A 16,546-nucleotide genomic window follows, 5' to 3' on the forward strand; every position below is an offset into this window, starting at 1 on the left:
TGCCCGACCGGTCGGGTGACCGGATCACCACCCGCACCATCAGCCCCCTGCTGACCTGATCGGCGTTCGACGCGCAGCGTGCGGACGCGCATGGACACGTGCCGCGATGTACGGCCGTCGGCGGACACACCGTACCCGCGTGATGGGGTGACCCGAAGCCGGGCTAACGGTAGGAGCCGATGGACCTACGGACAAGGCGGCAGTCCAGCGCACAGAAGTGAGAATTATCGCCCGATGTCAACGGCGAGTCGGCGTAACAAACTCCACCGCGCGGACGCTACGTGCGGGCGAAAGTGTGGTGAACCGGGCCGCGCAGCCGGACATACCGTCGGCGGCGGGCCTTTCCTGGCCGATCGTACCCGGTTCATCACCCTCGGCCGATCGGCGCGACGGCGGCTGGCCGTTCGGCGGATCGAGTCGGACCGCCGACCCGGCCGGCGCAAGAGAGATCGCGGGAAATACTTCGCGACCGTGCTGGGTACGGTATGGGGGTGTTGTCTTCGGGGGTCGTGCTCAGCGGTCGGTACCGCCTGGACGACCGTGTCGCCACCGGCGGCATGGGCGATGTCTGGCGTGCCACGGACCTGGTGCTGGGCCGTCAGGTCGCGGTCAAGGTCCTGCTGCCCGCGCTGGTCTCCGATCCCGACTTCATCGCCCGCTTCCGCGCCGAGGCGCGGATCATGGCGTCCCTGCGCCACCCGGGCGTGGTGCAGGTCTTCGACTGCGGCGAGGACGATCTGCCCGACGGCAGCCGAGCCGACTACCTGGTCATGGAGTTCGTCGAGGGCGAGCCGCTGTCCAGGCGGATCGAGGCGGCCGGCCAGCTCGACGTCGCCGAGACCATGTCCGTCGTGGCGCAGGTCGCCCAGGCCCTGCACGCCGCGCACGCCCGGGGCATCGTCCACCGGGACGTCAAGCCGAGCAACCTGCTGGTCCAGGAGAACGGCAGCGTGGTGCTGGTCGACTTCGGGGTGGCCCGCTCGACCAATGTGACCAGCATCACCAGCACGAACGCGGTGCCGGGCACCGCCCTCTACATGGCCCCCGAGCAGGCCGCCGGCCGCCCGGTCTCCGGCGCCACCGACGTCTACGCGCTCGGCGCGGTGGCCTACTGCTGCCTCACCGGCAGCCCGCCCTTCACCGGGGACAACCCGCTCCAGGTGGCCGTCCGGCACCTGGACGACGAGCCGCCGGAGCTGCCGGCGGCCATCCCGCAGCCGGTCCGCGACCTGGTCGCCCGGGCCCTCGCGAAGGACCCGGCCGAGCGGTTTCCGAGCGGCTCGGCGATGGCCGCCGCCGCCCGTGCGGCTGTCTCCGAGGCGCCGACCTCGATGGTGCCGGTCCGACTACGCAACTCGGCCGGGATGACGGACACCAGGGACGATCTCCCGGTCGTGCCGGCGACGCCGGCCGGGCCCCGGCCCGGTCGCCTGGGCCGGCGGGGGACGCTCGTCGGCGCGCTCGCCGCGGTGCTCGTGGCGATGGCCGCGCTCGGTGCCGCGCTGGGCGCCGCCAACGGCACGGGCGAGCCGGCGACCACCATCGAGAGCACCCCACCGGCCGTCGCGACCAGCGAGGACGCGCCGGCCGCTCCCGAGTCGGCTTCCGCTCAGGAGAGCAGCCGACCGTACCGGCCGGGGCCGACCGGCCGTCCGTCGAAGACGACGAGCCCGACCCCGACCGGATCCCCGAGCGGGTCGGTCGAGCCGTCGCCCACGGAGGAACCGTCGACCGACCCGACCGGTCCGCCGACGACGCCGAGCAGCCCTCCCGCGACGACGCCGAGCAGTTCGCCGTCGAGCGGCACCGCGACGCCGACCACCCCGGGCACCGGCGAGGGCAACCAGCAACCGAACGGCTGAACCACCCGGTGCCTGGCTGGCGCACCGGTCCCGGTGCGCCAGCCAGGTCGCTCTCCGTCACTCCGCGCCGAGCGCCTCCACCACCGGCCGGGACAGCGCCCGCCGGGCCGGGAGGACGCTGGCGGCCAGCGCGGCCAGCACCGCCACGGCCACGACGATGCCGAGCCGCCCCCACGGCATGACCAGGATGAAGTCGCCGCCGATCCGGGCCACGACGGCCATCGCGCCGGCGCCCACGCCGGTGCCCAGCGCGATGCCGAGCAGGGTGCCGACCAGCGCGGTGAGCACCGCCTCGACGGCCAGCGCGGCCCGCATGCCGCCCCGGGTCAGCCCCACCGCCCGCAGCACCGCGTTCTCCCGGGTGCGTTCCACCACGGACAGGGACAGTGTGTTGGCCACCCCGACCAGCGCGATGATCACCGCCAGGCCGAGCAACGCGGTGACGAAGCCCAGCACCATGTCCACCGTGCCGGTGAGCATCTTCTTGTACGCCGCCTGGTCCATCAGGTTGACCGTCGGGTAGTCGGCCAGCACCTGCGTGATCGCCGCCTTCGCGGTCGCCGGGGCGATCCCTGGCGCCGGGTCCACCTCGGCGAGGTAGCCGCGCTGCGCCGGGAAGAGCCGGGTGAAGTCCGAATCCACCACGTCGACCACGTACCCGGCCGGGACCGGGCTGCCGGCCAGCGGGGCGTCGTCGCCGTGCACCACCGCGGCGATCCGGAACTGCCGGCCGGCGAGGGTGACGTTCTGCCCGACGGTCCAGCCGCGCGCCGCGGCCAACTCCCGGTGCACCAGCACCGCGCCGGGCCCCAGCCCGCCCACGTCGCCGGCGTCGACGCCGGTCAGCGTCCGGCGCACCAGCGCCGGGTGCGCCGCGCGCAGCTGCGCCCCGTCGGCCACCCGGCTGCGCTGCTCGTGCACCACGCCCAGCTCGGGGCGGGCGGCCAGCGCGCCGGCCAGCGGGGCGGGCAGGTCGCCACCGATGCCGGTCACCACGAAGTCCACCCCGACCTCGGCGTCGACCCCGTCCTCGATGCCCCGCTTGGCGCTGGCCGCGCCGACCACGAAGGCGGTGACCAGCCCGATCCCGATCACCAGCGCGGTCGCGGTGGCGGCGATCCGGCGTGGGTTGCGTACGGCGTTGGCGACGGCCAGCCCGGCGGTCGCGCCGAGCAGCGGACGGACCGGCAGGCCGAGCAGGCGGACCAGCGCCGGCACCAGCACCGGCCCGAACAGCACGATCCCGAAGAAGGCCAGCACCCCGCCGAGCGCGACCAGCGCCACCTGGCCGGTCGCGCCGGCGCCGAGCAGGGCGGCCACGCCCCCGGCGAGCACCAGCGCGCCGGCCGCGAGCCGGATCCGGCCCGCCCGCCGGGCCGGCTGCACGGCCGCGTCGGTCAGGGCCGCCACCGGGGCGATCCGGGTGCCCTGCCAGCTCGGCACCGCGGCGGCACCGACCGTCATCAGGGTGCCGAGGACGAGACAGAGCAGCACCGTCGCCGGGCTCATCGTGAGCGGGCCGCCCGCCGGTGCGCCCTGGGCGGACATCAGGGCGTCCAGCCCGACGGCCAGACCCGCCCCGGCCAGCACTCCGACGGCCGACGCGACCAGCCCGGTCACCGCCGCCTCCAGCAGCGTGGCCCGGAACACCTGGCCGCGGGTGGCCCCGACCAGCCGGAGCAGCGCGGTACGCCGGGTGCGCTGGGCCAGCACGATGGCGAAGGTGTTGGCGATGACGAAACCGGAGACCACCACGGCCACCGCGGCGAAGGTGAGCAGGAAGGCGCTGAACTGCCGCAGGTTCCGTACGCCGTCCTCCACGGCGTCGTCGAGGATCCGCTGCCGGTCCTTGACCACCACGCCGGGGCCGACCGCCGCCCGGACCCGCTCGACGAGCGCGGCGTGGTCCACCCCGGGCCGAGCGGCGACGACGATCCGGTCGTACCCGCGTTGGCCGCTCACCGTGAGGGCGTCCGCGCCGGCCAGCCCGATGTAGGGCCCGCCGACGTCCCGCGAGGTGCCGTCCACGTCGACGGTGCCGACCAGGGTGTACGGCCGGGCCGCCCCGGTGGCGCCGCCGACGCGGACCGGGGAGCCGAGCCGGAAGCCCTGCTCGGCGACGGTGGGCGCGTCGAGGACCAGCTCGCCCGGGCGCTGCGGCAGCCGGCCGGCCACCACGTCGTACGACTGCACGGCCGGGTCGGTCGGGACGGCGGCGAGGACCGCGTAGCCGAGCACCGGCCGGCCGTCGGCGCCGACGACCCCGCCCGAGCCGAGCAGTTCACCCCCGGCGGCGGCCACCCCGTCGACGGCCCGGACCCGGTCCACCAGGGCGGCCGGCAGGGGCTTGTCGTCCCGGCCGTACACGCCGAGGTCGGTGTGCCGGTCGAAGGTGCCGGCGCGGGCGTACGCCCCGGCGCGGATGCCGTCGGTGAAGATCAGGGTGCCGGCGACGAAGGCGACCCCGAGGACGATCGCCAGCGAGGAGAGCAGCAGGCGCAGCCAGTCGGCGCGAACCTGACGCAGGGTGAGACGCAGCATCCCGGTCACCGCCCCACCGGCACGCCGGCGCCGGCCGGGTCGAGGCGGGTGAGTGCCTCGCGTACCTGACCGACGGTGGGCCGGACCAGCTCGTCGACCATCCGGCCGTCGGCGAGGAAGACGACCCGGTCGGCGTGGCCGGCGGCCACCGGATCGTGGGTCACCATGACCACGGTCTGGCCGAGGGTGTCGACCGCCTCGCGGAGCAGACGCAGCACCTCCGCGCCCGAGCGGGAGTCGAGGTTGCCGGTGGGCTCGTCGGCGAAGAGCACCCAGGGGCGGGTGATCAGCGCGCGGGCCACTGCCACCCGCTGCTGCTGGCCGCCGGAGAGTTCGGCCGGCCGGTGCCCGAGACGGTCGGTGAGCCCGACCGCGGCCACCACCTGCCGCAACCAGGCCGGATCGGGCCGGCGGCCGGCGATGGCCAGCGGCAGCACGATGTTCTCCTCGGCGGTGAGGGTCGGCAGCAGGTTGAACTTCTGGAAGACGAAGCCGATCCGCTCCCGCCGCAGCAGGGTCAGCCGGCGGTCGTCGAGCCGGGCCAGGTCGGCGTCGCCGATCCGGACGGTCCCGGCGGAGGGCCGGTCGAGGCCGGCGAGGCAGTGCATGAGGGTGGACTTGCCGGAGCCGGAGGGGCCCATGACGGCGGTGAACTCGCCGGCGGCGAGGTCGAGGTCGACGCCGTCGAGGGCGACGACGCGGGACTGCGCGGAGCCGTACTCCTTGCGCAGCGCTCGGGCGGTGACGGCGACGCCGGTGGTCGCGGGTGCGACGGACACGTGTTGCTCCCCGTGTGGAGATGTTCATCTGACGCCTCCGACGCTATGGCCGACGCCGCCCGGTTGATCTCCACCTGCGCGCTCGATCCTGGTACGCCGGCGGTCGCCCCCGACGGGGTGGACCCGTACGACCCAGGTCGTACGCCGGCTCAGCCGCCCGGCGTGACCAGGCCGCTCTCGTACGCCAGCACCACCGCCTGCACCCGGTCGCGGAGCTGGAGCTTCGCCAGGATCCGGCCGACGTGGGTCTTCACCGTCGCCTCGGCGACGTGCACCCGGGCGGCGATCTCCGCGTTGGACAACCCCTGCGCCACCAGCAGCAGGATCTCCCGTTCCCGCTCGGTGAGCTGGGTCAACCGGGGGTCCTCAGTGGGTCCGGGGCCGAGCTGACCGGCGAACCGGTCCAACAGCCGCCGGGTGATCGACGGGGCCACCACCGAGTCACCCTCGGCGACCACCCGGATCGCGGCCAGCAACTCCTCCGGCGGGACGTTCTTGAGCAGGAAGCCGCTGGCCCCCGCCTGGAGCGCGGCGAACGCGTCGGCCTCGGTGTCGAAGGTGGTGAGCACCAGCACCCGCGGCCGCCCGGCGGGCGGCCGGGCACAGATCCGTCGGGTCGCCTCCACCCCGTCCATGGTCGGCATCCGCAGGTCCATCACCACCACGTCCGCCTCGACCCGGTCGAGGACCCGCAGCGCGTCGGCGCCGTCGATCGCCTCGCCCACCACCGCCAGATCCGGCTGGGAGTCCAGCACCATGCGGAACCCGGCGCGCACCAGCGCCTGGTCGTCGACGATCAACACCCGGACGGTCATGCCGCCTCCCCCTGCTCGGTCCCCGGCGCCGACGGTAGCGGCAGCCGCGCCTCGACCCGCCAGCCCCCGGCCAGTGTGGGGCCGGCGGTGAGGCTGCCGTCGTACACCCCGACCCGCTCGCGCATGCCGAGCAGGCCGTGCCCGCCGGACGGCGCCGGCCGGACCACCGGCCGGCCGCGCCCGTCGTCCACGGCCCGGACCACGACGGTGGTCGCGGACCAGTCCAGGCTCAGCTCCACCGACGCGCCCACCCCGGCGTGCTTGAGCGCGTTGGTCAGCGACTCCTGCACCACCCGGTAGACCGTCAGCTCCAGCCCGGGCGGCAGGGGCGCCGGATCGCCGGTGACCGCGTAGTCGACCCGCAGGCCGGCGGCGCGGAACCGGTCCAGCAGAGCGGGCAGTTCCACCAGCGCCGGCCGGCGGTGCGCCGGCTCGGCGGAGAGGGCGCCGTCGGGTTCGGCCGCCGCGCCCGGCGCGGCCACCGGCTCCGGCCGGCTCGGCTCCCGCAGTACGCCCACCAGCCGGCGCATCTCCTCCAGCGCCTGCCGGCCGGTGTCCGCCACCACCTTGGCCGCCTCGCGGGCGGTGGCCGGGTCCCGGTCGATGGTGAACCGGACCCCGTCGGCCTGCACGATCATCACTGCCATGCTGTGCGCGACCACGTCGTGCAGCTCCCGGGCGATCCGGGTCCGCTCCTCGGCCACCGCCGCCCGCGCCTCCGCCTCCCGCTCGCGTTCCAGCGTGCTCGCCCGCTCCTCGAGGCTCAGCACGTAGAGCCGGCGGGTCCGCACGTTCAGTCCCATCAGCCACACCGCGCCGGTGATCAGCCCGAAGTAGATCGCGCTGGCCCACCAGGCGGCCGGCCCCCGCACCTGGAGCGCGGCCAGCACCACGCCGACCGCGGCGACCAGCCCGGCGATCACCCCGTCCCGGAGCCGGTCGGCGTACTTGACCACGCTGTAGAGGGCGATCAGCACGGCGATGTCGTAGCCCAGCGGACCCCAACCGAGGACGACCTGGACCAGCGCCAGCGCGCCCACCACCGCCGCCACCGCCGACGGGTGGGTCCGCCGGAACAGCAGGACCAGGGCCATCCCGACCCCGACCAGGGTGGCCTTCCAGCCACCCGGCTGGGCGACGCCCCCGGCGACGGCGAAGAGCGCCACCAGCCCGGAGACGGCGACGTCGAAGGCGACGCTGCGTAGCGGCCGGCCGAAGATGATGCGGTCCACGGTCACCCAGCGTACGAGGGTGCCCGGAGGTGCCCTCCGGCCGCGCCGGGCTCGAACGATCGCTGGGCCGGCAGCTTCGCCCCGGCAGGTACTCCCCCGCATCGCCTTTCGAGCTGATAGCGGTAGCGATATCAGTCGGGAGCTGACCCAGACCTCAGGACGAGGAACGGTCGGCAACGAACACGCCGAGGCCCTGGTGGCCGTACAACTCGCCGGTCTCGATGAGGATCGTGATCGCCTGACGGACGGTGGACTGGCTGCCGACCTCGTACATGTCGGCGAGCGCTTTGGTGGACGGCAGCTTGTGGCCGGGTGGCCACTCGCCCGAGGCGATGCGTCCCCTGATGTCGGCGATGATCCGCCGATAGTGCGGCTCGAACTTCCGTGATGCGGGCATGCGAAGTACTCCCAGCTAGGCACGCCCATCTGATCATGCCGCCGGGAGGACTTCAAGCGCATCGTTGACTTTACCAGTATTATCGGTAAAGTTTGGAGCGAGAAGAGCCCAGCTAGGCACTGTGCACCTTCTCTCGGAGCGGCGTTCGACCGGCGCGGCCGTGTGCTGCTCCGACCTCAGCCACCTCACAGTTCCAGCACGGACAGGCCCGGGGCGGGTGCCGGGCTCCGGCCGGCGCGGACGCGCGGTCGCGCCGGTCGTCCCCGCCCGTCTCGGTGCCGCTCCCATCGACCAGGGAGGGACATGGATTCGATCGACGTTGTTCTCGGCGAGCTTCCCCAGCCGCCGCGCGTGACGGCCGAGGACGTCGGCCTCGCGGTGACCGCAATCGCCGTACACGCAGCGGAGCAGTGGCCGAACGGCCCCCGTTGCCGCAACGACCGCGCCCCGCACCCGTGCCGCCTGCACCGCTGGGGCCGCCGGGTTCTCGACCGGCGCGGCCTCACCGAGCACCAGGTCGCCGGCCTGGTCGCCGAGTGGACGGCGCCCCGGCGGTGATCTACGTGACCGGCCAGCACCTGTACGCTCACCAGCTCCGGGCCGCCACCTTCGACACCCGCTGGCGCGGTTACGACCCCGCGCAGGTCGACGCGCTGCTCGACCGCGCCGCCGACGAACTCGACCGGTTACGCCGCGAGCTGACCACTGCCACCACCGAGGCGGAACGCATCCGGCAGGCCCTGCGCCAGTGGCAGTCCCGGCACACCGGCTGCCGGGACCACCCGGCCTCCCCGAACAGCCGGTGGCCGCAATGAGCGCGCCCCGGTGGATCATCCACCTGCCCACCACGCTGACCCGCTCTGCCGACGCCGCCGCCCTGGCCGTCGCGCTCCGGGTATCGCTCCAGCACGTCACCGCCATCGACTTCGGCGAGACCACCCTCAGCGAGGAGGACCGCCAGTTCGTGCGTACCCGGGTCTGGTGCGACGCCCGGCTGCCCGGCCCCGCCCGCTGCGCCCTGCCGGCCGACCACGACGGCCCCTGCCGCCCCGCGGCGGGCGACCCGCCCGCGCCCGGACGGGGCGGCTGACATCACCAACGACTCAGCTCGAAAGGGCATCAGACATCATCGTCACGCCCGGGAAACCGAGCCGCACCGGGACGCAACCCGCTGCCGTCCAAGAGGTCAGCCCATCGGCAGGCGGTAGGCGCGCTCGCCGGCGCCCCCGGCGGTGACCAGCCGCACCTCGCCCGTCGTCAGGCCGTACACCACGGACCAGCGGGTGTGCGCCTGACGCACCGAGTTGAGCAGGCGCAGCGCGGACGGCGCGTCCACCGCCCCTCCGGCCTGGTCCAGCGCCTCGGCCAGCAGGCCGTACCGGTGGTCCCGGCGCAGGTCGCGGTCGGCAACGCCGACGGCGGGCACGTTGGTCAGCGCCTGCCAGGTGCCCCGACCCTTCTCCGCGCGCATCGCGCCGTCGACGAACTCGACCACCGCCGAGGCGCCGGTGGCGTCGGCGAGCAGGTAGTGCAGCGGCGGCCCGCCGTCGAAGTCGAGGTTGTACCGCTCGAACACGCCGATCGCCTCGTCCACCGTGGCTGCCTCGTCCAGCACCAGCCGGAGGATGCGTACCGACCCCACGGTGGGGCGGCCCGGCACGGGCCGCGCCGTCGCCCCGTCGTCGGCGGCCAGGCCCACCGCCAGGCCGCGCTCGTTCATCCCGTCGAAGGGCAGCAGCGGCGCGTTGAGCAGCCGGCGGTCCCCGGCCGGGTCGTCGCCGACGCCGAGGTACGAGATGTCCACCAGCGAGACGGAGGCGTACGCGTCGGGCGGATCGGTGCGCAGCACCAGCGCCGGGTTCGGGTCCCAGTCGAAGTTGCGGGCGAACAACGGGCGGCTCCGGTCGCCGAGCGCCGCGAACAGCGAGCAGCCGAACGGGCTCGCCTCGGGGGAGCCGGAGATACCGGCCATCGGGTCGTAGTCCCCGACGTAGGTCATCTCGTACAGCGGCAGGTCGTCGACCTTGCGAAGGCTGGCCAGGGTCCGCTCGGCCTGGTCGGCGTCCTGCCGGGAGGCGTTCGGCGTGCCGGTCGAGGACGGCGGGGTCCGTTCGCCGGCGGCGCAGCCGGTGCCAGCGAGCAGCAGAGCGAGGCCGGTGGCGAGCAAAGTCCTCCGCATGCTCGCGACGCTAGAGGCGGCAGCGACGGTTGTCCATCGGCTCAGCAGGCGGGGATGCGGGCCAGCTGCGCGTCGATCGCCGCGGAGGTGAGGGCGGGCCGGCCGCCGGGATGACCGACGGTGGCACCTGCCGCAGCCACCGCGTAGCGGGCGAGGCGCTCGTGCGGCTCGCCGCGCAGCAGGCCCACGGTCAGGGCGGCGACGAAGGCGTCCCCGGCGCCGGTGGTGTCCACCGTGGGCGTGTCGCTGAGCGGCACGAACAGCTCGCCGTCCGGCCAGACGAAGGCGTTCCCCTCCCCCGCCACCTCGACCGCCGCCAGGGACGGCCCCCGGGCGAGCAGCTCCCGGCCGGCCCGCAGGCCCGTTTCGGCGTCCTTCGGCGCGTCGCCCACGATCAGGCCGGCCTCCTGCGCGTCGGCCCGCAGCACGTCGGCGAGGGCGAGCAGTTCGGCCGCGCCGTCCGGGTCCTCCGGAGCGCCGTCCAGCACGACCAGCCGGTCCGCGGCGCGGGCGCACCGGGCCGCCGCGAGCACCGCCGGCAGCGGCTGCTGGAGCTGTACGAGTACGGCCTGGGCCGCCCCCAGCACCTCCGCCGCACCGGTCACGTCCGCCTCGGTCAGCAGGGTAGCCTCGGGGATGTCCTCGAGGTAGCGCCAGTGTGCCCGGGCGTCCACCACGTCCACGATCAGCGCGCTGGGCGTGTCCGGCCGGCGCAGTACCGGGGCGACGTCGATGCCGTCGCTGCGGGCCTGGCCGAGCAGCCGGTCGCCGACCTCGTCCTCGCCGACCACACCGAGCAGCCCGGGCCGCGCGCCGAGCTGGGCGAGCCCGACGGCCTGGTTGGCCCCCTTGCCGCCGAGCAGTTCCCGCCGACGGCGCACCGGCGTCGTACGGGACGGACCGGGCACCTCGTCCACGAGCAGGACGAGATCCCGGCACACCTGGCCCACCACGAGCGCGTCCAGTCCGGCCATGCCCGGCTGATACCCGGGCCACCGCCGGTCACGCCCCCGGACGCGCGACGGCGAACATGAAGCAGCCGTACACCACGTTGCGACTGTGCAGCCGGTCCACCGCCGGATCGGCGAGCAACTCGGCGATGACCCGCTCCGGGTCGCCGCCGTCGTGGAGCCGGCCGCCCACGATCCGGCCCCGGCGGTCGTACGCCCGCAGCACCTGGGGCCGCCCGCGCCAGTCCGGCGGGTAGCCCGTCGGGCGGTCCGGCCCGGGGCAGTCGGCGTCGTGGGCGAAGACCGGCCCCACCTCGCGGTACGGGCCGGCCGGCAGCGGTGGGGCGTACCCGAAGAGCAGCAGCGGCTCGCCCGCTGTGGCGTCACGCAGGCAGCAGCGCAGCGGCTCGCCTCCCTCGGCGGTGAGCCGCTGCGGCGGCTGGCCGGACGCGTCGAGGCCGCCGCGCCGTACGCCGGCCAGCGTCTCGCCCGGCATCGGCTGGATCAGGTACGCGAGTCCCTTCGTCACAACACCCAGCCTGGCCCGTACGCCCGGCGGATGCTGGCGGCGATCGGACCTCGCGTTGCGGCCGTCGGCCGCCCGCTCACACCCCCATCTCGGCTTCGTACGCGCGGCGGAACCGGCGGCGGGCGGTGGGCGCGAGGCAGACGTGCCAGGTCTGCCCCTCGTCGACCACGTTGATCTCGCCGGCCCGCTGCCGGGCCAGCAGCAGCTCGGCCAGGGCGTCGCGCGCTCCGAAGCGGCGGTACCAGGCCAGCTCCAGGTCGGCCGCCCAGCCGAGGCAGTGCCCGCTGGGCATCATGGCGGCGTATCCGAGGCGGCGCAGCCGATGCTGGTGCTCGGCGCTGCGCGCCAGGCTGGTCACCCAGAGCGGCGGGGTGGCCGGCGGGGTGGCCGACGCGAACTCCCGGCCGATGTCGTTGAGCAGGGCCACCACCTCGCGCCGGGTCCGGCGGAACGCCAGCCCGGCGGTGTGCGGGGTGAGGTCCGGCAGGAGCAGGCGCCGCACGGCCCCCCACCCGCGGCCGACGAGGCTCGCGGGCTGTTCCCGATAGCAAAAGGCGAGCAGGCCGCGCCGGCGCAGCCACTCCAGGTCGACCAGGTCGATGCTGGCGTCGACCTGCTGGTCGGTGAGGAAGGTCGGGCTGTCCCGCCACCACATCACGTCGATGCGGGAGAGCAGGTAGATCCGGACCAGGGCGGTGAGGTCGTGGGCCGAGCCGCGGGCGCCGGACTGCTGGCGGGCCATCTCCAGCAGCAGCGTCTCCCGGGCGCCGACGAGTCCCTGCGGGGTGGCGTCGAGGACCGCGGCGATGGCCGGCTCGCGCAGCCGCTGGTCCAGCAGCACCTGGCGGGCGGTGGTCGACGGGGCGTCCGCCAGGGCGCCGACCTCGACCAGCAGCTCGGCCACGGCCGCCCGGTACGCGGCCAGGTCCGGCGCGTCGGCGGCCGGGCGCTCGCCGGCGGCAGTCGGCAGCCGGCGGCTGGGGGCGGTGGCCGCGGTGGCGGGCCCGGGCTGCTGGCCGGGGCTTCGGCTGGGCACTCGCATGGTCGGGCCCCCCTCTCCGGGCAGGACGCGTGTGTTGCGCCTGACCACACCGTAATCGGCCGGACCGGACTACTCCCGAACAATCCTCCTATCCCTCTCTAAGGTGCCTCAATCGGGGCACACCGACCCCTAGCGTCGGGTCAGCTCCTGCACCCAGCCGTACGAGGGGGCCGCGGGCAGGTCGGCTTCCCGGCCGGCGCGGACGGCGTCGGCGAGGTCCAGCGCCGCACCGAGGGCGGCCCGGAACAGCAGAGAGCCGGTGCTGAGCCGGGCCACCCCGAGCCGGGCCAGCTCGGCCAGGCCGGGGCCGCCGGGCCGGTACAGCACGTTCAGCGGCCGGCCGGCCTCGGCCGCGAGCAGCCCGACGCTGTCGTCCGGCGCCCCGGGTACGAACAGCCCGTCGGCCCCCGCCTCGCGGTACGCCCGGGCCCGGAGCAGGGCCTCGTCCAGCGGCTCGGGCACCCCCAGCCACCAGGCGTCGGTGCGGGCGTTGACGAAGAGCCCCGGCACGGCGGCCTTGACCGCCCCGATCTTCGCGGCGGCCAGCCCCGGCGGCGCCAGGCTGCCGTCCGGGCGGCCATCCTCCAGGTTCACCCCGACCACACCGAGCGCGGCCAGCTCGGCGACGTGGTCGGCCACCGCCGCCGGTTCGTCGCTGAAGCCGCCCTCGACGTCAACCGTGAGCAGCACCGGCAGGTCACGCAGCCGGCGGGCGAGTTCGAGGGTCTCCGCCCGGGTGGCCCCCGTCCCGTCCGGCTTCCCGACGGCGGCGGCGACGCCGAGGCTGGTGGTGCCGATCGCCGGGTGCCCGCGGGCCGCCTGGGCCGCGGCAGAGGCGTGGTCCCAGGCGTTCGGCAGCAGCAACGGCTCGCCCGGCCGGTGCAGGGCGTGGAAGGTGGCGGTGCGCTCATTCATCGAATGGTCACCTCGAGGCTCGTCGGGACACGGAGGGTGGGGTGCGACTCTTAGCCGGCCGGGGCCCCGGTGGCGCGGCAGCGAACCGTCCGCCCTGCCACCCCCGCACCCAACCCGCCGCCTGCCCTGTCGATCATGAGGTTGGCGGCCGTCGCGGAGATCGACATCGCCGCCAACGTCATGATCGACGGAGGTGGACGCGGTCAGGCGCGGGCGGGGCCGGTGTCGGGGGTGGCGGGTGGGGCCAGGGCTGCCGGGTCGACGCCGAGGGCGGCGGCGAGGGCGGGTCGGCCGGCCAGGGTGAGGCGGACCGCGCGGCCGGTGCCGCGGACGGTCCAGCCGAGGTCGAGGAAGCGCTGGCACAGCGCCGCGCCGAGCGCGCCGGCCAGGTGCGGGCGGCGCTCGGTCCAGTCCAGGCAGTCCCGGACCAGCGGTCGCCGGCCCGTGCGCAGCGGCTCGACCGGCACCCCCAGCTCCCCGAGCCAGGCCACGCCGGCCGGGGTCAGGGCGAGCCCGCCCGTCCGGTCCAGCACGCCCCGGTCCAGCAGCGCGTCGTGCACCAGCACACCGAGCCGGCCCGCCAGGTGGTCGTAGCAGGTCCGGGCGTATGCCAGGGCGGTGGTGGCGGACGCGGCGCGCAACGTGCGGGGCGGGGCCGGCGGGGCGGGGGCGTGGCCGGCCAGGTCCTCGATGAGCTGGGCCACCGACGGGCCGGCGAGGCGGACGTACCGGTGCCGGCCCTGCCGCTCCTCGGTGAGCAGCCCACCGCGTACCAGCCGGCTGAGGTGTTCGCTCGCCGTCGAGGGTGCCACCCCGGCGGCCCGGGCCAGTTCCCCGGCCGTCCAGGCCCGCCCGTCGAGCAGCGCCAGGCAGAAGGCGGCCCGGGTACGGTCGGCGAGCAGCGCGGCGAGCCCGGCCATTCCCCGGTCGTCGATGCTGGTCGTGGACATGTACCCATGCTGGCACGGGAACGGTTCGGCGCCGACCGACCGGTGCGGCACACCTTTACATCGTTGTATCCAACGTTGTAGAAACGGATGCACCGCAGTGACCTCCGTCCATACCCGAGGCAGGTCTGATGGGACACCTCCACCGTGGCGGCGTGCTCGCCGCCGTACTCGCTCTGATGCTGACCACGACGGCGGCCCCGCCCGCCGCCGGCGCCGCCCCCGACCGCTACCGCAACCCGGTCTCCGCCGGATACGCCGACACCTTCGCCGACCCGGTGGTCGTCCGCGGCGACGACGGCCTCTGGTACGCCTTCGGCACCTCCGACCCGCTGCGCGAGGGCGAACGGCAGGCACACCGGGTGCCGATCGCCCGCTCCGCCGACCTCGTCGACTGGACGTACGTCGGGGACGCCTTCGCCCCCGACCAGCGGCCGTCCTGGGCCGCACCCGGGGCGATGCTCTGGGCTCCCGACGTGCGCCGGGTCGCCGGCCGCTGGGTCATGTACGTGACCGTGACCGACACCACCGTCTCCGCTGACACGTTCGACACCGCCGTCGGAGCGGCCACCGCGCCCACCCCGGCCGGCCCGTGGACGTTCGCCGACGAGCCCGTGGTCGCGCCACGCCCCGGCGGGGGCGGCGGCTACCTGTGGACCATCGACCCGAGCCAGTTCACCGACGTCGACGGCCGCAACTACCTGTACTACGGCAGCTACTACGGCGGGGTGTCGGTCACCGAACTCTCCACCGACGGGCTGCGGGCGGTCGGCGCACCGACCCTGGTGGCGATCGACAACAAGTTCGAGGGCAGCTACGTGGTACGCCGCGACGGCTGGTACTACCTCTTCGCCTCCACCGCCAACTGCTGCGCCGGGCCGGCCACCGGCTACTCCGTCCAGGTCGGGCGCTCGCGCAGCCCACGCGGGCCGTTCGTCGACCGGGACGGCCAGCGGCTGGACGTCTCCCGGGCCGGGGGCACCCCCGTCCTCACCCAGAACGGCAACCGCTGGATCGGCACCGGGCACAACGCCGTGCTGACCGACCTGTCCGGGCAGGACTGGATCGTCTACCACGCGATCGACCGGGCCGATCCGTACCTGGACGAGCCGTTCGGCATCAACGAGCGGCCGATGCTGCTGGACCGCCTCGACTGGGTGGCCGGCTGGCCGACGGTGAACGCGGGCGCGGGCCCCTCCGACGGTCCCCGGCCGGCGCCGGTCACCACCGGGCATCTCGACGCGCGCTTCGACTCGGCCGACCTCACCGGTTGGCGGGCCGAGGGCACCTGGCGGGTGGCCGACGGCCAGGTCATCGGCACCGGTGCGCTGACCAGCCGTACCGCCCTGGGCGGTGACGTGCGGGCGGAGGCCGACCTGCGGTTGACCGGCGCGGACACGGCCGGGCTGCGGCTGGGCCGGGTGGACGTGTGGGTCGGCGGCGGCCGGTTGACGGTCCGGGAGGCCGGCGGGACGGCGACCGAGGTGCCCCTGCCCGCCGGGCTCGACCTCGCCGACCGGCACAACCTGGCCGTCGAGGTACGCGGCCGGCGGCTCGTCGCCGAGCTGAGCCCGGCCCGGCTGGGTGACCAGCTCGCCGTGGTGGCGCTGGAGCTGGCCCGGCCGGCGGCCGGCCCGCTGGCGCTGCTCGCGTCGGGGGCCGCGGGTTTCGACAACGTCAGCCTGGCCCGGCTGTACCGGCCGGTGCGGCACACCGTCGCCCCGCCGGCGGTCGGCCCGCTCCTGCCCGGGTACTCGGACGAGTTCACCGACGGCCTCGATCCCGCCTGGCGCTGGGTCCGGCGCAACCCGGCGGCCACCGTCACCGACGGCGCGCTGCGCTGGCCGGTGGAGTCGACCGACCTGGTCGGCACCGGCAACACGGCCGGCGTGCTGCTGCGCGACGCACCGACCGGGGACTACGTGGCGGAGACGAAGGTGACCCTCGACCTTGGTGCGGACACCGTCCGCAACTACCAGCAGGCCGGCATGATCGCGTACGTGGACGACGACCGGTTCGCCCGGCTGGCCCAGGTGGCCATCTGGAACACCCGTCAGGTCGAGTACGGCTACGAGCTGCCCTTCGCCGGTCAACCGGTGTACGGCGGCAGCATCGTCGGCACCCCGGCCACCACCACCTGGCTACGGCTGGCCCACCACGTCGACCCGGTCACCGGCGAGCACGAGTTCCGGGCCGGCTCCAGCCGGGACGGCGTGCACTGGACCTGGGGCGCGGTGTGGACCTTCCCGGCCGACACCACCCCCCGGATCGGCCTCGTCGCGCAGGGCGGCGCCCAGCCGGCGGTCACCGCCGAGTTCGACTACCTGCGCTTCTACGGCTGAACGCGGGACGGGCCGC

At 75.2% G+C, this 16,546-nt stretch carries 16 protein-coding genes; 5 read left to right on the plus strand and 11 right to left on the minus strand.

From position 1 onward, the window contains the following. Positions 1-485: 485 nt before the first annotated feature. Positions 486-1,862 carry a serine/threonine-protein kinase gene (locus tag ABZ570_RS00270; protein ID WP_358055054.1) on the plus strand — a complete coding sequence of 459 codons (1,377 nt, stop codon included), beginning with the start codon at positions 486-488 and terminating at the stop codon, positions 1,860-1,862. A 57-nt stretch (positions 1,863-1,919) separates the two neighbouring features. On the opposite strand, the gene ABZ570_RS00275 is transcribed toward ABZ570_RS00270, so the two are convergent. From ABZ570_RS00275 to ABZ570_RS00295, 5 genes are all read right to left on the minus strand, one after another. Beyond that, positions 1,920-4,403, minus strand: coding sequence for an ABC transporter permease (locus ABZ570_RS00275; RefSeq protein ID WP_358055056.1), 2,484 nt, complete (start codon positions 4,401-4,403; stop codon positions 1,920-1,922). Between the two features lie 5 nt (positions 4,404-4,408). Then, positions 4,409-5,182, minus strand: a complete 774-nt coding sequence (locus tag ABZ570_RS00280; protein WP_358055058.1) for an ABC transporter ATP-binding protein — start codon at positions 5,180-5,182, stop codon at positions 4,409-4,411. A gap of 149 nt (positions 5,183-5,331) precedes the next feature. Then, positions 5,332-5,997 carry a response regulator transcription factor gene (locus ABZ570_RS00285; protein ID WP_358055060.1) on the minus strand — a complete coding sequence of 222 codons (666 nt, stop codon included), beginning with the start codon at positions 5,995-5,997 and terminating at the stop codon, positions 5,332-5,334. Continuing rightward, on the minus strand, positions 5,994-7,235 hold the full coding sequence (locus ABZ570_RS00290; RefSeq protein WP_358055062.1) for a histidine kinase: 1,242 nt from the start codon (positions 7,233-7,235) through the stop codon (positions 5,994-5,996). The genes ABZ570_RS00285 and ABZ570_RS00290 overlap by 4 nt, the downstream gene beginning before the upstream one ends. Positions 7,236-7,383: 148 nt before the next feature. Then, positions 7,384-7,626, minus strand: a complete 243-nt coding sequence (locus tag ABZ570_RS00295) for a GntR family transcriptional regulator (RefSeq protein WP_358055064.1) — start codon at positions 7,624-7,626, stop codon at positions 7,384-7,386. A gap of 303 nt (positions 7,627-7,929) precedes the next feature. Between ABZ570_RS00295 and ABZ570_RS00300 the strand changes: the two genes are divergently transcribed. Genes ABZ570_RS00300 through ABZ570_RS00310 form a run of 3 tightly spaced genes read left to right on the plus strand, consistent with a single transcriptional unit; the run spans position 7,930 to position 8,716 of the window. Next, positions 7,930-8,184 (plus strand): hypothetical protein, encoded by a 255-nt coding sequence (locus tag ABZ570_RS00300; protein WP_358055066.1) that lies wholly within the window; start codon positions 7,930-7,932, stop codon positions 8,182-8,184. Next, positions 8,181-8,441, plus strand: a complete 261-nt coding sequence (locus ABZ570_RS00305; protein ID WP_358055308.1) for a DivIVA domain-containing protein — start codon at positions 8,181-8,183, stop codon at positions 8,439-8,441. The genes ABZ570_RS00300 and ABZ570_RS00305 overlap by 4 nt, the downstream gene beginning before the upstream one ends. Then, on the plus strand, positions 8,438-8,716 hold the full coding sequence (locus ABZ570_RS00310; protein ID WP_358055068.1) for a hypothetical protein: 279 nt from the start codon (positions 8,438-8,440) through the stop codon (positions 8,714-8,716). Before ABZ570_RS00305 ends, ABZ570_RS00310 begins: the two co-directional genes overlap by 4 nt. Before the next feature lie 96 nt (positions 8,717-8,812). Here ABZ570_RS00310 and ABZ570_RS00315 read toward each other — a convergent pair whose 3' ends face one another. The 6 genes from ABZ570_RS00315 to ABZ570_RS00340 all read right to left on the minus strand — a co-directional run bounded on the left by ABZ570_RS00315 (position 8,813) and on the right by ABZ570_RS00340 (position 14,191). After that, on the minus strand, positions 8,813-9,805 hold the full coding sequence (locus ABZ570_RS00315; RefSeq protein ID WP_358055070.1) for a carcinine hydrolase/isopenicillin-N N-acyltransferase family protein: 993 nt from the start codon (positions 9,803-9,805) through the stop codon (positions 8,813-8,815). Between the two features lie 41 nt (positions 9,806-9,846). Further along, complete coding sequence (locus tag ABZ570_RS00320) at positions 9,847-10,779, minus strand: PfkB family carbohydrate kinase (protein ID WP_358055072.1); 933 nt, start codon at positions 10,777-10,779, stop codon at positions 9,847-9,849. Between the two features lie 28 nt (positions 10,780-10,807). After that, positions 10,808-11,284 (minus strand): DUF1203 domain-containing protein, encoded by a 477-nt coding sequence (locus ABZ570_RS00325; RefSeq protein WP_358055074.1) that lies wholly within the window; start codon positions 11,282-11,284, stop codon positions 10,808-10,810. A gap of 76 nt (positions 11,285-11,360) precedes the next feature. Beyond that, positions 11,361-12,326, minus strand: a complete 966-nt coding sequence (locus ABZ570_RS00330) for a hypothetical protein (protein WP_358055076.1) — start codon at positions 12,324-12,326, stop codon at positions 11,361-11,363. A gap of 129 nt (positions 12,327-12,455) precedes the next feature. Further along, the gene (locus ABZ570_RS00335) at positions 12,456-13,241 is read right to left on the minus strand and encodes an isocitrate lyase/phosphoenolpyruvate mutase family protein (RefSeq protein WP_358055078.1); all 786 of its coding nucleotides are present in this window, start codon (positions 13,239-13,241) and stop codon (positions 12,456-12,458) included. Positions 13,242-13,444: 203 nt separating this feature from the next. After that, positions 13,445-14,191: a winged helix-turn-helix domain-containing protein gene (locus ABZ570_RS00340; RefSeq protein ID WP_358055080.1), complete on the minus strand. Its 747-nt coding sequence runs from the start codon at positions 14,189-14,191 to the stop codon at positions 13,445-13,447. A gap of 128 nt (positions 14,192-14,319) precedes the next feature. On the opposite strand from ABZ570_RS00340, the gene ABZ570_RS00345 reads away from it, so the two are divergent. Beyond that, complete coding sequence (locus ABZ570_RS00345; RefSeq protein WP_358055082.1) at positions 14,320-16,530, plus strand: family 43 glycosylhydrolase; 2,211 nt, start codon at positions 14,320-14,322, stop codon at positions 16,528-16,530. Positions 16,531-16,546: the final 16 nt, after the last annotated feature.

The sequence above is a fragment of the Micromonospora sp. NPDC007271 genome, assembly GCF_040634005.1.
Lineage (GTDB): Bacteria > Actinomycetota > Actinomycetes > Mycobacteriales > Micromonosporaceae > Micromonospora.

What these genes read in the sequence shown, in the direction of transcription:
- ABZ570_RS00270 (WP_358055054.1), top strand. Translation starts at nt 486, where the DNA reads ATGGGGGTGTTGTCTTCGGGGGTCGTGCTCAGCGGTCGGTACCGCCTG.
- ABZ570_RS00275 (WP_358055056.1), bottom strand. Translation starts at nt 4,403, where the DNA reads ATGCTGCGTCTCACCCTGCGTCAGGTTCGCGCCGACTGGCTGCGCCTG.
- ABZ570_RS00285 (WP_358055060.1), bottom strand. Translation starts at nt 5,997, where the DNA reads ATGACCGTCCGGGTGTTGATCGTCGACGACCAGGCGCTGGTGCGCGCC.
- ABZ570_RS00295 (WP_358055064.1), bottom strand. Translation starts at nt 7,626, where the DNA reads ATGCCCGCATCACGGAAGTTCGAGCCGCACTATCGGCGGATCATCGCC.
- ABZ570_RS00300 (WP_358055066.1), top strand. Translation starts at nt 7,930, where the DNA reads ATGGATTCGATCGACGTTGTTCTCGGCGAGCTTCCCCAGCCGCCGCGC.
- ABZ570_RS00310 (WP_358055068.1), top strand. Translation starts at nt 8,438, where the DNA reads ATGAGCGCGCCCCGGTGGATCATCCACCTGCCCACCACGCTGACCCGC.
- ABZ570_RS00315 (WP_358055070.1), bottom strand. Translation starts at nt 9,805, where the DNA reads ATGCGGAGGACTTTGCTCGCCACCGGCCTCGCTCTGCTGCTCGCTGGC.
- ABZ570_RS00320 (WP_358055072.1), bottom strand. Translation starts at nt 10,779, where the DNA reads ATGGCCGGACTGGACGCGCTCGTGGTGGGCCAGGTGTGCCGGGATCTC.
- ABZ570_RS00330 (WP_358055076.1), bottom strand. Translation starts at nt 12,326, where the DNA reads ATGCGAGTGCCCAGCCGAAGCCCCGGCCAGCAGCCCGGGCCCGCCACC.
- ABZ570_RS00335 (WP_358055078.1), bottom strand. Translation starts at nt 13,241, where the DNA reads ATGAATGAGCGCACCGCCACCTTCCACGCCCTGCACCGGCCGGGCGAG.
- ABZ570_RS00340 (WP_358055080.1), bottom strand. Translation starts at nt 14,191, where the DNA reads ATGTCCACGACCAGCATCGACGACCGGGGAATGGCCGGGCTCGCCGCG.
- ABZ570_RS00345 (WP_358055082.1), top strand. Translation starts at nt 14,320, where the DNA reads ATGGGACACCTCCACCGTGGCGGCGTGCTCGCCGCCGTACTCGCTCTG.